9 protein-coding genes are annotated in these 15,371 nt (G+C 50.3%); 5 read left to right on the plus strand and 4 right to left on the minus strand.

Features of this window, described 5'->3' with window-relative positions; genetic code table 11:
• Positions 1-2 precede the first annotated feature (2 nt).
• Complete coding sequence (locus MTO69_RS00955) at positions 3-1,829, minus strand: DUF294 nucleotidyltransferase-like domain-containing protein (RefSeq protein WP_248330329.1); 1,827 nt, start codon at positions 1,827-1,829, stop codon at positions 3-5.
• Between the two features lie 188 nt (positions 1,830-2,017).
• On the opposite strand from MTO69_RS00955, the gene MTO69_RS00960 reads away from it, so the two are divergent.
• Together MTO69_RS00960 and MTO69_RS00965 are read left to right on the plus strand one after the other, a co-directional pair.
• On the plus strand, positions 2,018-3,202 hold the full coding sequence (locus tag MTO69_RS00960) for a 3-phenylpropionate MFS transporter (RefSeq protein WP_248330331.1): 1,185 nt from the start codon (positions 2,018-2,020) through the stop codon (positions 3,200-3,202).
• 94 nt (positions 3,203-3,296) lie between these two features.
• A complete protein-coding gene (locus MTO69_RS00965) occupies positions 3,297-6,725 on the plus strand; it encodes a PAS domain-containing hybrid sensor histidine kinase/response regulator (protein WP_248330333.1) in 3,429 nt (1,142 codons plus the stop codon).
• 130 nt (positions 6,726-6,855) lie between these two features.
• Here the strand turns inward: MTO69_RS00965 and MTO69_RS00970 are convergent, their stop codons facing one another.
• The 3 genes from MTO69_RS00970 to argE form a co-directional block, all read right to left on the minus strand.
• Positions 6,856-7,395 carry a PadR family transcriptional regulator gene (locus tag MTO69_RS00970; RefSeq protein WP_248330335.1) on the minus strand — a complete coding sequence of 180 codons (540 nt, stop codon included), beginning with the start codon at positions 7,393-7,395 and terminating at the stop codon, positions 6,856-6,858.
• A gap of 428 nt (positions 7,396-7,823) precedes the next feature.
• On the minus strand, positions 7,824-10,457 hold the full coding sequence (ppc, locus tag MTO69_RS00975; RefSeq protein WP_248330336.1) for a phosphoenolpyruvate carboxylase: 2,634 nt from the start codon (positions 10,455-10,457) through the stop codon (positions 7,824-7,826).
• A 380-nt stretch (positions 10,458-10,837) separates the two neighbouring features.
• Entirely contained in the window at positions 10,838-11,974 is a 1,137-nt protein-coding gene (gene argE, locus MTO69_RS00980; RefSeq protein ID WP_248330338.1) for an acetylornithine deacetylase, read from the minus strand.
• A 154-nt stretch (positions 11,975-12,128) separates the two neighbouring features.
• On the opposite strand from argE, the gene argC reads away from it, so the two are divergent.
• The 3 genes from argC to MTO69_RS00995 all read left to right on the plus strand — a co-directional run bounded on the left by argC (position 12,129) and on the right by MTO69_RS00995 (position 15,278).
• Positions 12,129-13,133, plus strand: coding sequence for an N-acetyl-gamma-glutamyl-phosphate reductase (argC, locus tag MTO69_RS00985; RefSeq protein WP_248330340.1), 1,005 nt, complete (start codon positions 12,129-12,131; stop codon positions 13,131-13,133).
• A gap of 24 nt (positions 13,134-13,157) precedes the next feature.
• Entirely contained in the window at positions 13,158-13,952 is a 795-nt protein-coding gene (gene argB / locus MTO69_RS00990; protein ID WP_248330342.1) for an acetylglutamate kinase, read from the plus strand.
• Between the two features lie 111 nt (positions 13,953-14,063).
• Positions 14,064-15,278 (plus strand): argininosuccinate synthase, encoded by a 1,215-nt coding sequence (locus MTO69_RS00995; protein ID WP_248330344.1) that lies wholly within the window; start codon positions 14,064-14,066, stop codon positions 15,276-15,278.
• Positions 15,279-15,371: the final 93 nt, after the last annotated feature.

A 15,371-nucleotide genomic window follows, 5' to 3' on the forward strand; every position in this document is an offset into this window, starting at 1 on the left:
CCTTAATCGCGTATTTGGTAATGATAGCCCAAGAACTGCTTGAACTTTTTCACCACGTGTAACCCATGGCGCAGTAAGTCTCGCTCGGTGCGATCGATCTGTTTGATGTCTATACGGTTATGGCTGTGTTGATGGGTCAATTGTTGGTTGAGTCGCAGTTTAAACAGCAGCTTGAGCGCCTCACTCAGGTTGTCGGCGGTATCCGGTTCGAGAATTTTTTTCTGTCTTAGCGCTTCAATTCGTTCAAAGGTGTTTTTCTCATCGATGCCATATTCTAACGCCAGCGTGCGAATACCATGTACGATTGGGAAGATACCGCCGCTCTTGACGTCTAGGCCGTCTTTCTCCCGTTTCACATTGCCAAATAGGGTGAGAGGAAGAGAAAACAGTAAAGCGGGGCGAGCGAAGTCTTGCAGCGCCAACATGTTGTTTAACATGGTGCTTTTCAGATGCTCAGTGACAGGTTCAAGCAGGGCTTTATTGCCCGCCACCGCATGAGCATCGGTGAAAATCGCTAAATCCATCACCTGCTCGGCTGAAGTCGCTTTCGACCATTGAGTAATGGTTTTCTTCCACTCAGTTTGGCTCTTAACCCATTTGGGGTTATTGACCATCACGTTGCCCGGACAGAGCGGGTAACCCAACTGTTGTAGGGTGTGAGTCAGTTTATCCATTACCGCCGCGCATTGATGCCATTCAAAGCCGTCTTTGACGATCAGCGCGTTGTCTTGGTCGGTCTTGAGTATTTGTTCCCCGCGCCCTTCTGAGCCTAAAACGACCAAGCAACAATGATCGTGAAGGGCAGGAGGAACAATCAGTTCGAACGCTTTCTCGATGATCTGCTCGTTGACCGCCGAGATAAGCTCCATGATAAAGCGAGTGCGGATCCCGTTGTTGAGTAGGCTCTCGACCAGTTGCCGTTGACGATTGGAGGCGAGGGCAAGCTCTTCAATACTGCTGGAACGGGCTATGCTCAGGGTCAATACGTGCGAGTGGGTGGAGAAAGCACTTAAGATTTGGGTCATGTCGAGCATGCCGACCGCTTCTTTGCCGTCTGAGACCATGACCCGTTTCATCCGGTTTCGGGTCATCTTGATCATCGCATTAAACAGAAACTCGCCGTCTTCGACATGCACGACAGGAAATGTGGCGATTTTACCTACCGGGGTATCGAGCGGGTGGCCGTCGAGCATCACCGCATGGAGCATGTTGGTGCGGGTAATGATGCCGTAGGGCAGTTCGTGTAGATCGTCGATAAGGCGGATGTCATTATCGCTGAGCCTGACCAAAGCGGAGTCGATTCCCTTCTCTTTTAAGGTCTTTGTGACCTCATTTAGCGGCTGATCAGGCGACAAAATCATCGGCGGATGATAGATGGCTTTATCGACCTTGGTAAGGATGAACTCTGCTAAGTTTTGCTGTTGCTGCGCAGCTTCGATCAACTGTTGGCGTTTGGCCAAGTTGTTGTCAAAGTAGGCGGCGAACTGGCCGTTTTGATTGTACAGCTCAAGGAACACCGCTTTAGGCAGTAAATAGGAGAGCGTGTCTTCAAGTGCGATGTAACGATGCTTGACGGTATCGTCGAACAGTGAGCGCACATCAAACAAATCATCGTTGGCGTAGTGGGCGAAAATCTCTTTGTTGTCATCAGATCGCTCTTCCACCGCACCTTTGATTAAAATGTGCAGATGCTGGCTTTCACTGCCAGGTTTGAGCAAGGTTTCATTGGTCCGAAAGTAGGCAACGTCGAGCGAACCGCGCAATTTATCTTGCTGCTGTGGGTCAAGGCGGTCGAAAGGCGGGGAGTGCATGTTGAATTTTTCTGGCATGGCGAACCTACAATGCGAACTCAGTATTGGTTCATTTTTGCCTGATATTGCCGAACGTGCCAGACGACTTTGGTCGAACGCAGCGGTTGAAGTGAGAATAAGGAAACACTCTGGTGCCAATTGTTCCCTTTTTAATTAACAATAAGCAAACGATAATACCATTGCACTAATTTTATCTAGAGGTCACCATGCTCACCCCTTCTCCTTACGGCTGGATTTCCCAGTATTTTGTCGGTTTCTTTTTTGCCTATGGTGTCTATTTGCCATTTTGGGCGTTGTGGTTTGAGGAGCAAGGTGTCTCGCCAACCGATATTGGTTTGCTGGTGGGGATTGGTTTTGCCACACGCTGCCTTGCCAATATGGTACTCACACCACGTATTCATAAAGTCGAACACCTGATGCCGGCGCTACGTTGGCTCAGTTTAGCCTCGATTGCGTTTATTGGTTCTCACTTTTTTACCGGGGGCAGTTTTTGGCTAATGGCGTTGGCGACGGTACTGTTCAACCTCTGTTGTGGGCCCGCAGTGCCGCTGTCTGATGCAATGGCTAACTACTACTCTCGATTAAAAATGCTCGATTATGGGCGCACCCGATTGTGGGGCTCGATTGCCTTTATTGCCGGCTCTACCGTGGTGGGTTTCTTAGTGGCCCAGTTTGGCAGTGACATGATCTTGTACACCGCGCTTGCGGGCGTGATTGCTGCATGGGTGTTCTCCTTGCGTAGCACTCAACCTATGCCAGTGACAACCAGTGAAGAGAATACCGAGCGCCCGAAATTGAGCGAATTGCTGACCGAAGGTCCGGTTATCAAGTTTCTGCTGTTAATGGCGTTGATTCAGGGCAGCCATGCGGCCTACTACAGTTTTAGCTCTATCTATTGGAAAGAGGCAGGCTACTCGGAAGATATCATCGGCTACCTGTGGAGTTTGGGCGTGGTGGCTGAAGTGGCGGTGTTTGCACTAAGTAAGCGCTTGTTCTCTGGCTGGACGCTACGCGCGCTGTTTCTGCTCGCCTCAGTTGGGGTGATTGTTCGCTGGGGGATGACAGCGTCAACGACCTTGTTGTTCGCTTTGGTTTTGATTCAACTGTTGCACGGGGTGACCTTTGCCATCGCCCACATTGCGGCGATTCAGTACATCCAGCATTCCGAGCAACGTAAAATGGTGGCGCTGCAAGCACTGTATAATGCCATTCCTCTCGGGGCCTTTATTGCCTTGATGACGACGCTCAGTGGCTGGGGTTATGAGCATTGGGGCGCCAATGTGTTTTGGGCGATGGCGGCAATGGGAGTATTGGCGTTATTGATTCGTGTCGAGCCGCAATCTCAGCGCATCGATGATGGCATGAAAGCCGAGCCCAATGCACAGAATTAAACCTATCTGATTGAGTTAGCTCATTATCCTTAGTTAAATAAAAGCTCTCCGATGTGGAGAGCTTTTTTGTGCCGTCAAAAGATAAGGATATCTGATGCAAGGTTGGCTCGTGATCACTGTATCGCTTCTGTACCTCGGTTTACTGTTTGTCATCGCTTGGTATGGCGACAAGCGCCACTCGTGGCTCGCGAAGTGGCGACCTTGGGTGTACAGTTTGTCGATTGCGGTGTATTGCACCTCATGGACGTTTTACGGCACGGTAGGGCAAGCAAGTAGCAACCCTTGGTCGTTTCTCCCCATCTACATTGCCCCGATCCTGGTCTTTACCTTAGGTTGGCGGATCTTGGCGCGATTGATCCTTACCGCCAAACGAGAACATATCACCTCAATCGCCGACTTTATCGCCGCGCGCTATGGCAAATCTCAAGGGCTCGCCGTGGTGGTCACCCTTATCGCGGTGGCAGGCATCTTACCTTATATTGCTTTGCAGCTGCGCGGTATCACCATGGGGTTGGAGATTATCGCCCCGGATTTATCCGGCCAGTTTGAAGGTTCCGGCTTTGACGTATCATGGTTTGTGGTGTTGGCGCTGGCGATGTTTACTATGCTGTTTGGTACGCGGCACATCGACAATACCGAGCACCATCGCGGCATGATGATGGCCATCGCTTTTGAATCCATCATTAAGCTGGTAGCGTTTTTAGCCGTTGGCCTATTTATTCTATTTTTGGCGCTCAAGCGCACCGATGTTGAGCTAATAGAGGTCGCGCGACAAACCTATCAAGCGCCGAATTTTCCCACTCTTTTGATCCACACCATTCTCACTATGCTGGCAATTGTCTGTCTGCCGCGTCAGTTTCATACCATGGTGGTGGAGAATGAGCGCGCTCAAGACCTGCATACCGCCCGCTGGCTGTTTCCGCTTTACTTGATTTTAATGGGACTGTTTGTGTTGCCGATCGCTTGGGTAGGCCAGGCGCTGTTGACCGATGCCAGCCCCGATACTTACGTGATCAGCTTGCCGATGGCGGTTGGGGCGCAAGATGTCGCGTTACTGGCCTTTTTAGGCGGCACCTCGGCGGCGAGCGGCATGGTGATTGTGTCGACGATTGCCCTAGCGATCATGGTCTCCAACGATTTGGTGATGCCGCTGTTGCTGCGTCGAATGCGTCTTTCTCAGCGCACCCATCGCCATTTTTCAGGGCTGCTATTGGTGATCCGCCGTGGTTTAATTTTGTTGTTACTACTCGGCGCGTGGGGGTTTTATCAAGCATTAGGAAGTATTCACTCACTTTCTGCCATCGGTTTTCTCTCTTTTGCCGCCATCACCCAGTTTGCTCCGGCGTTAATCGGGGGCATGTACTGGCGCCAAGGCAACCGCAAAGGTGTGTATGTCGGGCTAGCGGTGGGTTTTACCCTGTGGCTGGTCACTCTCATGAGCCAAACCGATATGCTGGCGGGCAGTGCTGAGAATAACTTCTTACTGTGGATGATCACTCCGCCAGACTGGTTGCAAGCGTTAGACGTGAGCAACTCGGACTGGGGCATCGTCCTCAGTGTAACGTTGAACACCCTTTGTTACGTGCTGGTCTCGAGCGTGACGCGCGCCAGTCTCAGTGAGCGCTTGCAATCTGCTTCGTTTGTTGGCACGCCGCTGCCAGAGAGCGAAAATATGAGCCTGTACCAAAGTCGAGTGACGGTGGGCGAGCTGGAAATGTTGGCCTCACGCTTTGTCGGGCGGCAACGGGTACGCAGTGCATTTCGTCACTATTGGCAGCAGCAGCGCGAAACTTTGATGCCCAATCAGCAAGCGCCATCGACGTTAATTCGTCATACCGAGCGGGTGCTAGCTGGGGTATTTGGTGCCTCTTCTGCGAAGTTAGTCCTTACTTCGGCATTGCAAGGCAGGAATATGCAGCTTGAAGAGGTCGCGACGATTGTCGATGAAGCCTCAGAGCTGTACGACTTTAGCCGCGGTCTATTGCAGGGGGCGATTGAACATATCGGACAGGGCATTGCGGTGGTCGATAAGCAACTGCGGTTGGTGGCTTGGAATCAGCGTTATCTCGAACTGTTTACCTTTCCTGCCGGCTTGATCCAAGTGGGTAGGCCGATTGCCGATGTAATCCGTCATAATGCCCAGTGCGGCTTGTGCGGTCCTGGCGATCCTGAAGAGCACGTGCGCCGCCGGGTTTATCATTTGGAGCAAGGCACGCGGCACACCTCATCGCGGGTTCGTCCAGACGGACGCGTGATCGAAGTGCAAGGTAACCCAATGCCCGGTGGCGGTTTTGTGATGAGCTTTACCGATATTACCGTGTTCCGCGATGCTGAGCAGGCGCTAAAAGATGCCAATGAAACCTTGGAAGAGCGGGTAAAGGAGCGCACTCAAGAGCTTGAGCAGTTAAACAAAAAGTTGGTGGCAGCCACACAGCGTTCTGAGCTTGAGTCTCAGTCTAAATCGCGCTTTTTAGCCGCGGTGAGTCATGACTTAATGCAACCTCTCAATGCGGCGCGCTTATTTGCGTCGTCGTTATCTGAAGTCGCGCGTGAGCCGGAGACCAAGCAGCTTTCGCAGCATATCGAGAGTGCGTTAGGCGCGGCCGAAGATTTGATCGGAGATTTGCTCGATATCTCGCGTCTTGAGTCGGGAAAGCTGGATGTGCACGTGCATGGCTTTGCCATTAATGACGTGTTGGCCAACCTCAATGCCGAGTTTAGCGCCTTGGCTAAGCAGCAAGGGATTGAGTTTTCGATGATACCAAGTCAGCTGATTGTGGAGTCGGACCCTAAGTTGCTGCGCCGTGTGGTGCAAAACTTCCTTACCAATGCGTTTCGTTACAACCCTAAAGGCAAAGTGGTACTCGGTGTGCGACGAGTTGGAGGACAAGCGCGAATTGACGTGTGGGATAACGGCGTCGGTATCGACGAAGATAAACAGCAGGAGATCTTTGAGGAGTTTAACCGAGGAAGCCAAGTGCGTTCAGACCAAGGTTTAGGATTAGGGCTGGCGATTTCAAAAGGGATTGCTCACGTGTTGGGACACCAAATCACCATGCGCTCATGGCCAGGCAAAGGCAGTGTGTTTTCGATTACATTGGCACGCAGCGAAAAGGCGGTAGAACCGGTCAAAGCGGTGCCCTCTGCCAGTGTTTCTGATCTTAGCCATCTCAACGTGCTGTGTGTCGATAATGAGCAAGACATTTTGGTGGGTATGGAGAACTTACTCAGCCGCTGGGGTTGTCAGGTGCGTACCGCGGTCGACCTTGTATCGACTTTGCAGCAGATCGATGAACATTGGATGCCCGATGTGATTTTGTCTGATTATCGCTTGGATCATGGACGTACTGGACTTGAAGTATTGCAGCAGTGTCGATTGCGCATGGGAGACAGTTTTATCGGGGTGATCATCAGTGCCGATCGGACCGATGATATGCTCGATGGGATTAAGTCGAATGGGTTTAGTTTTATTCCTAAACCTGTGAAACCACTTAAACTAAGAGCGGTGTTGAATCGGGTTTAGTTTCTAGTCCCTAGTTTCAGGAAAGGGCGTCATTCTGAACAGCGAGGTACGAGCGTGATTCAGAATCTTATTGGTTTACTAGTTCCTAGAGTTGGGTTTCTAGGAACTAGGCTCTCGCTGCTAGGAACGATTAACCAATCGCGTCGAGTTCGGTCAACACTTCTTGTGCCCACTCAATCCAAGCTTGGCGCAGGAGTAGATTTCTGCGCAGGGTTAAACGCTCTAGGCGTTGCTGCTTGTCTAAGGTTGCGGTACTTGGGTAGTAAGCGTTTTCAATCTCTTGATAGTGATTAACCAGCTTGCGTGACTCTTCAACCAGCTCAGCCAGTTGAGCACGGTAAGGCTCTGAGGGTTGCACTGCACAAGCCATCAATTTGGCTGAAAACTCATCACGAACGGTTGGGTGTGCGGTTGGTTGGTCGAACCATTCACCTAAGGCGACGCGACCTGCATCGGTAATCGAATACACCTTACGGTCAGGTTTGCCTTCTTGAGGTTCAAGCACGCACGTGACGAGATTGTTTTGAGCCATTTTATTGAGCTCACGGTAGACTTGCTGGTGGCTTGCTTTCCAGAAGTAACCAATGGTGGCAGAAAATTCTTTAGTGATATCGTACCCGGTCGCATCACGGGTGCTTAGAACAGTTAAAATAACGTGTGGTAATGACATGTCTTCAATCCAAATGGTCAATAAACTACAAAATTAACCACTCATTACTGTCGTGCTTCTTTAGGCACTGATCATCAGTAGTACAAGTGGCACCAACAAAGTTGGTCATGTCACCTTATAAAGCCGTGTTTATCACCTAGGATCGATAATAGGATTATCGAAGGGTTGTGGCGTGTAGATATTATGTAATGCCACAGTGGTCGAGTAGTATATCTAAATAATAAGCATAAAGTAGAATAGATGGACAAAATAGACCAAAAAACTGATAAAACTCTCAATTGCTTTTATTTTTTGGTTGGTTATGTTGCCAAGTGGTTTTAAATGTCTTTTCTGGGGTAAGAATAACTGGTTTTGGTGCGATGGTGTTGCAAGGAAAAAGGTTGATGCCTGCGCATCAACCTTGTTGTGTTTAGGGGGTATCCAGGCGATTAACCGGTGTTACGCATACCTGCTGCAATACCTGCGATGGTGACCATCAAGGCTTCTTCGAGTTCAGGAGAGGCGGTGTCACTCTGACGGGTACGATAGAGTAGCTCAGCTTGCAACATGTTCAAAGGCTCAACATAGATGTTGCGTAAACGAATCGACTCTTGACCCCAAGGGTCGCTCTGCATCAAGTTCTCGTTGTTCTCGACGTTGAGCACCGCTTTGATGTCCTTTTGCAACTGCTCACGCAGACGATCGCCGAGAGGTTGCAGTTTTGGCTCAACCAGACGCTCATCGTAGTAGCGAGAGATTTCCATATTACACTTGGTGTAAACCATCTCTAGCATACCTAGGCGAGTGGAGAAAAATGGCCATTCGCGACACATCTCTTCCAGTAGCGCTTGGTGTCCTTTATCAATCGAGTATTGAATCGCTTCACCAGCACCGAGCCAAGCAGGCAGAACCAAGCGGTTTTGGCTCCACGAGAAGATCCATGGAATCGCACGCAAGCTCTCGACACCGCCATTGGGGTTACGCTTAGCGGGGCGAGATCCGAGCGGCAGTTTACCTAGCTCAAGCTCTGGCGTGGCTTGGCGGAAGTAAGGCACGAAATCAGGCTCGCCTCGAACGACATTGCGGTAAGACTCACAGCTCACTTCAGACAGGACGTTCATCAGATCGCGCCACTCTTGCTTTGGCTCCGGCGGCGGCAGAAGGTTGGCTTCCAAAATGGCGCTGGCGTAAAGGTTAAAGCTATTGACCGCCACTTCAGGTAAGCCAAGCTTAAAGCGAATCATCTCGCCCTGTTCGGTGACACGTAAGCCGCCTTTTAAGCTCTTTGGTGGCTGAGACAGCAATGCAGCATGTGCAGGCGCACCACCGCGGCCGATAGTACCGCCGCGACCGTGGAATAGCGTTAGCTCGACGCCTTCTTCTTCCGCGACTTTAACTAAAGACTCCATCGCATGGTATTGCGCCCAGCCCGCCGACATCACACCAGCGTCTTTGGCAGAATCCGAGTAGCCAATCATGACCATTTGATGGTTTTGAATAAAGCCACGGTAGAGGTCGATGCCCATCAGCTGTTTCACCACCGCTTCGGCGTTGTTGAGATCGTCCAAGGTCTCAAACAGTGGGCACACATCCATACGGTAAGGACAGCCCGACTCTTGTAGTAGCAAGTGTACCGCCAGAACATCGGAGGCAGTACGAGCCATTGAAATCACGTAAGCGCCAAACGCTTCACGTGGTTGAGCGGCAATAATCTTACAGGTATCCAGTACTTCCTGTACTGGCTCTGATGGTTGCCAGTCGCGTGGAAGTAGCGGTCGTTTCGATGCTAGCTCGTTGGTTAGGAAAGCGATCTTATCTTGCTCGCTCCACTGGTCGTAATCACCAATGCCTAGGTAGCGGGTTAGCTCAGACAGCACATCCGAATGACGAGTACTCTCTTGACGGATATCAAGTCGAACCAAGTGGATGCCGAACGCTTTAATACGACGCAGGGTATCGAGTAGTGAACCGTCAGCGATGATGCCCATTCCGCATTCGTGCAGCGATTGGTAACACGCGTAAAGCGGCTCCCATAGTTGCTCGACCCGTTGCAGTGGCGCTTTCACTGCCAGTTTCTGGCCAAGGATTTTCGCGTCGAGGATCTCTTTAGTTTCGTCGAGTAGCGCACGTAGTTCTTTCAACACCGCGCGATACGGTTCGTGTTGGTCGTCTCCCGCAAGGGCACGAACCGCATCGTTGCATTGCGTCATCGACAGCTCATTGACCAGCTCGTTGATGTCACCAAGATAGAGATCTGCGGCTTTCCAGCGAGACAGCAGCAAGACTTCACGGGTAATAGTGTGCGTGACGAATGGGTTACCGTCGCGGTCGCCACCCATCCAAGATGAGAAATGCACTGGGCGCGCATCAATAGGCAACCCTTCACCAAGATAACCTTCTAGGCGCTCATCCAGCTCACGCAAGAAGTCAGGTACCGCTTCCCACAGTGAGTTCTCAACCACAGCGAAGCCCCATTTGGCTTCATCAAGCGGAGTTGGGCGTTGCTGGCGGATGGTATCTGAGTGCCAGCTCTGAGCAATGAGCTGCTCCAGACGGCGTTCTGTCTTGTGTCGCTCTTTGACGGAAAGATCGCCCAGCTCAAGCTTAGATAGACACTTATTGATCTTAACCAGCTTGTGAATCATGGTGCGACGAGTGATTTCTGTCGGGTGAGCAGTCAACACCAGCTCGATATTTAGATCACGAACTGCCTGAGCGGTATCAAGCTTACTGATGTTGTTTTGGCCAAGTTTGGCAAACAGCGTATTGATGGCGTCAGGCTCACACACATGCGCGTCACAGTGACGTGAAATGGTGTGGTACTGCTCGGCCATGTTGGTCAGATTGAGAAACTGGTTAAAGGCATGAGCCACCGGAGTGAGCTGATCATTAGGCAGGCTCTTGATCTCATCTATCAAGCTTTCGCGGTCTTGTTGATTGCCTGCGAGCGCCGATTTGGAGAGTTTACGAATGGTTTCTACTTTCTCTAGAAGTACCTCACCATGTGCGTCCTTAATGGTGTTGCCGAGCAAATGCCCGAGCATGCTGACATTGCTTCTGAGTGCAGAGTATTTCTCGTTCATTATCATCCTGCCTTGTAAAAAAATTACATCCAATGTTCCTTGTTAGGTAGACAATCTAGCGAAAAATGTCGCAGCGAGTCAAATACTGTAGGCTAAGTTTGCAAATATTGTGCAAGTGAATGTAACGCATTGCATGTGTTGATATTGACTAAATATGTTGAAACTTTCTTACAGAACGGACGGTATCCCTACAGAGTACTTCGCTCCGAGATCGGGCTTCGCCCTGCGAGAGCTTAGAAGGAACTTCGTCCTCAGAGACATGGGGCCAGATTGCGAGCGGATAGAATCTTGAGTGTGAAAAATATTGACAGTATGTGCCTCTGCAAAGAGACACTAATCTCGCCTCTCGCCTCTCGCCTCTCGCCTCTCGCCTCTCGCCTCTAAAAACAATATTTATGCATCGCTTTTGCCAGAACATCGATAGTCGGGTCAATGTACTCGAACGCCAGATACTCGTCAGGTTGATGAGCCTGATCAATCGATCCGGGCCCGAGGACCAGAGTTGGACACAACTGCTGGAGGAACGGGGCTTCGGTGCAGTAGTTGACGGTTTGCGACTCGATGCCACAGATTTCCTCTACGCCGTCAATAAAAGGGTGGTCGTGTTGACACTCATAACCCGGAATTGGCTCATGCAGTGGCGTGATCGATACGCGCCCTGGCCATTTGGCTTCGACTTCTTTAAGCGCACCGCGCAGCATGTTGTCTAGGCCATCTAAACTGATACCCGGCAGAGGACGTACGTCATAGTGCAGCTCACAGCAACCACAAATACGGTTGGCACTGTCACCACCGTGAATGTGGCCTAGGTTAAGGGTCGGGCTCGGAATGGCAAAGCCAGGGTGATGGTACTCTTTGATCAGTTTGTCACGCAGTTGCATCAGAGCGAACAGCACCTCATGCATGATTTCTATCGCATTCACGCCGAGTGCAGGATCAGACGAGTGGCCTGACTTTCCGGTCACTCGCACAGCATTGGCTACGTGGCCTTTGTGGCCGCGAATCGGCACCAGACTGGTGGGCTCACCAATAATGCAGTAATCCGGTTTGAACGGAGCGTTGTCGGTGAAATGACGTGCGCCGAGCATGGTGGTCTCTTCATCGCAGGTGGCCAGTATATATAGAGGCTTGGTCTGCTGACTCCAATCGACCTTTTTAACCGCTTCAATAATAAAAGCAAAGAAACCTTTCATATCGGCGGTGCCTAAACCATAAAACCGGTTGTTGGCCTCGGTCAACGCATGGGGCTCATAGGTCCAACGCCCTTGGTCGAAGGGAACGGTGTCGCTGTGACCGGCAAGCAGCAGTCCACCTTCGCCAGCGCCTTTTTTGGCAATCAGGTTAAATTTGCCCGCTTCTACTTCGGTTAGATTCACTTCAAAGCCGATGTCTTTAAGCCAAGTAGCCAGCTTTTCAATTACTTGGGCGTTGCCTTCATCCCAACTAGGGTCAGTCGAGCTAATTGAAGAGGTCGAGATTAGGCCGCGGTAGACCTCTAGAAAGCTTGGTAATTGCATAATTAGTTTACATTCCCTGTTGACAGATTTCGGTTAAGAAGGTAAAACACATATTAAATCACTTTTATTGAATAAAAAACCAATAAAAGGCGAATAATTTAAATTAATAGTCACTATGAGAGTGGCGATTTTGAGTCAAATATGGATGTCTGAGATGCTTAAAACCACAATCATCGGCGCAAGCGGATACACCGGAGCAGAACTTGCTCTGATGGTGCACAAACACTCAAAGCTTACGCTAACAGGTTTGTATGTGTCCGCCAACAGTGTTGATGCTGGGAAAGATATCTCACAGCTGCACGGCAAGTTGGCCGGGCAGCTTTCTCATATCGTTGAAGCATTAAATGACGTGGTCAGTGTTGCCGAGCAGTGTGATGTGGTGTTTTTGGCTACCGCGCATGAAGTCAGCCACGATTTAGCGCCAATCTTCCTTGAACATGGTTGTCAGGTATTCGACTTATCGGGCGCGTTTCGTGTGCAACAAGATGGCTTCTACAGTGAGTTTTACGGCTTTGAACACCAGCATGCCGCTTGGTTAGACCAAGCAGAGTATGGATTAGCCGAATGGAACAGCGAAGGGATCAAACAGAGTGCTTTGATCGCCGTTCCGGGCTGTTACCCAACCGCTTCGCAACTGGCAATCAAACCTTTGCTTGCACAACAGTTGATTGATACCCAGCAGTGGCCGGTGATCAACGCCACCAGTGGTGTGTCTGGCGCTGGGCGTAAAGCCTCGATGACCAATAGCTTTTGTGAAGTGAGCTTGCAGCCTTATGGCGTATTTAATCATCGTCACCAACCTGAAATCGCCAATCATTTAGGGACTCAGGTTATTTTTACTCCTCACTTAGGCAACTTTAAGCGCGGTATTTTGGCCACGATTACCATGAAGTTGGCGCCGGGCGTGAGCGAATCTCAAGTGGACGCGGCGTTCAATCAAGCTTATCAAGATAAACCGGCAGTGCGTTTACTCGCTGATGCTCTGCCTAAGTTACATAATGTTGAAAATACGCCTTTCTGCGATATCGGCTGGAAGGTTCAAGGTGAGCATATCATCGTGGTATCTGCGATTGATAACTTACTTAAAGGTGCATCAAGTCAAGCGATGCAATGTTTAAACATCCACTACGGATTCCCAGAGCTATCTGCTCTTGTGTAGTTAAAGAGCAGCAAGGAACAAGTGATGACAGATAACAATCTTACTCCATTAGTGATCAAATTAGGCGGTGCTGCACTGTCGTGTACTGAGACGTTAAGCCAGGTATTTGGTGCGATTGCCCAATACCAAAAGCAAGCTCAGCGACGAATTGTGATCGTCCACGGGGGAGGTTATCTGGTGGACGATCTCATGGCTCAACTGCAACTTAAAACGGTCAAGAAAGACGGTTTGAGAGTGACGCCGTATGAGCAAATCCCAGTGATAGCGGGAGCCTTAGCCGGAACAGCCAATAAGATGCTGCAGGGGCAAGCGATTAAAGATGGCCTGAATGCGGTGGGCTTAAGTCTTGCCGATGGTGGCTTATGTCACGTGCAAGAGCTCGACCCTGAGCTAGGTGCGGTAGGCAAAGCGACGCCAGGTAACTCGACGGTGTTGCAAGCGATACTCAGTACGGGTGCGCTGCCGATCATCAGTTCCATTGGGCTAACAGAGCAAGGACAGATGATGAACGTCAATGCGGATCAGGCTGCGGTTGCGGTCGCTGGTGCCCTCGACGCTGAATTGGTTCTGCTATCTGATGTCAGCGGAGTGCTGGACGGAAAAGGCCACTTAATTAAAAGCCTGGATGAGAAGCAGGCGCAGAGCCTCATCAATGGTCATGTGATCACCGATGGGATGATTGTCAAAGTCAACGCTGCACTCGAGGCGGCCAATGACTTAGGGCGTCCGATTGAAGTGGCGACATGGCGATACCCAGAGAAGCTCGCTGAACTGTTTGCCGGGCAAAGCATCGGTACTCAGTTTTTGCCTAAGGCATAAAGTCGCAACAAATTTCACGTTAGCGCTTAGGCGCTAGCGATACAGATTAAACATAGGAAGTACCCGTAGCACTGACCGCCAAGCGCAGCGCCGGGATTTGGAGAAAAGAAAATGAGCAAAGTTCAAGTAAATAAAGTAGTTGTCGCATACTCTGGCGGTCTGGATACCTCAGTGATCATTCCATGGCTGAAAGAGAACTATGACTGTGAAGTCGTGGCCTTCGTTGCCGATGTGGGTCAAGGTGAAGAAGAGCTGGCCGGCATTGAAGAGAAAGCCAAAGCATCAGGTGCCTCTGAGTGTTACATCGCCGACTTGAAAGAAGAGATGGTGGCCGATTACATCTACCCGACGCTAAAAACCGGTGCTTACTACGAGGGTAAGTACTTACTGGGTACGTCCATGGCACGTCCTATTATTGCCAAAGCTCAAGTTGAAGTTGCACGTAAAGTGGGTGCAGATGCCTTATGTCATGGTTGTACTGGTAAAGGTAATGACCAGGTGCGTTTTGAAGGTGCCTTTGCCGCGCTTGCCCCGGATTTGCATGTGATTGCGCCTTGGCGTGAGTGGGACCTCGTTAGCCGTGAAGAGTGTCTAGATTACCTTGCGGAGCGTAATATTCCTTGTACTGCCTCTCTGACCAAAATTTATTCACGCGACGCTAATGCATGGCACATCTCTACCGAAGGCGGCGTGTTGGAAGAAACTTGGAATGCGCCAAACGAAGATTGCTGGGCTTGGACGGTTGACCCTGAGCAAGCACCGAATGAAGCAGAATATGTAACACTGAAAGTAGCAAAAGGCGAAGTCGTTGCGGTAGACGGAGAAACCATGACTCCGTATAACGCGTTGGTTTACCTAAACGACAAAGGTGCGAAGCACGGTATTGGTCGTATCGATATTGTTGAGAACCGTTTAGTTGGGATGAAGTCTCGTGGCTGTTACGAAACCCCAGGAGGCACCATCATGATGGAAGCTTTGCGCGCGGTTGAGCAACTGGTGCTGGATAAAACCGCATTTGAGTTCCGTGAAGAGTTGGGCGTAAAAGCATCGCACCTAGTCTACGATGGCCGTTGGTTCACTCCACTGTGTAAGTCCATTATGGCAGCGGCTGAAGAACTGGCGAAAGACGTCAATGGCGAAGTCGTGGTCAAACTCTACAAAGGCATGGCAACGGTAACGCAAAAACGTTCGGAAAACAGCTTGTACTGTGAGCAGTTCGCGACCTTTGGTGAAGACGAAGTGTACGATCAGAGCCATGCAGAAGGCTTTATCCGTCTTTACTCGCTTTCAAGCCGTATCCGTGCGCTGAATAGTCTGAAGAAATAGTCAAACGCTCGATAAACGATAAAAGCCCACTTGCTATGCAAGTGGGCTTTTTCTATTAGGGCTAGATAGCCGACGACTTAAATATTTATCATG

This window comes from Vibrio sinaloensis (assembly GCF_023195835.1).
Lineage (GTDB): Bacteria > Pseudomonadota > Gammaproteobacteria > Enterobacterales > Vibrionaceae > Vibrio > Vibrio sinaloensis_C.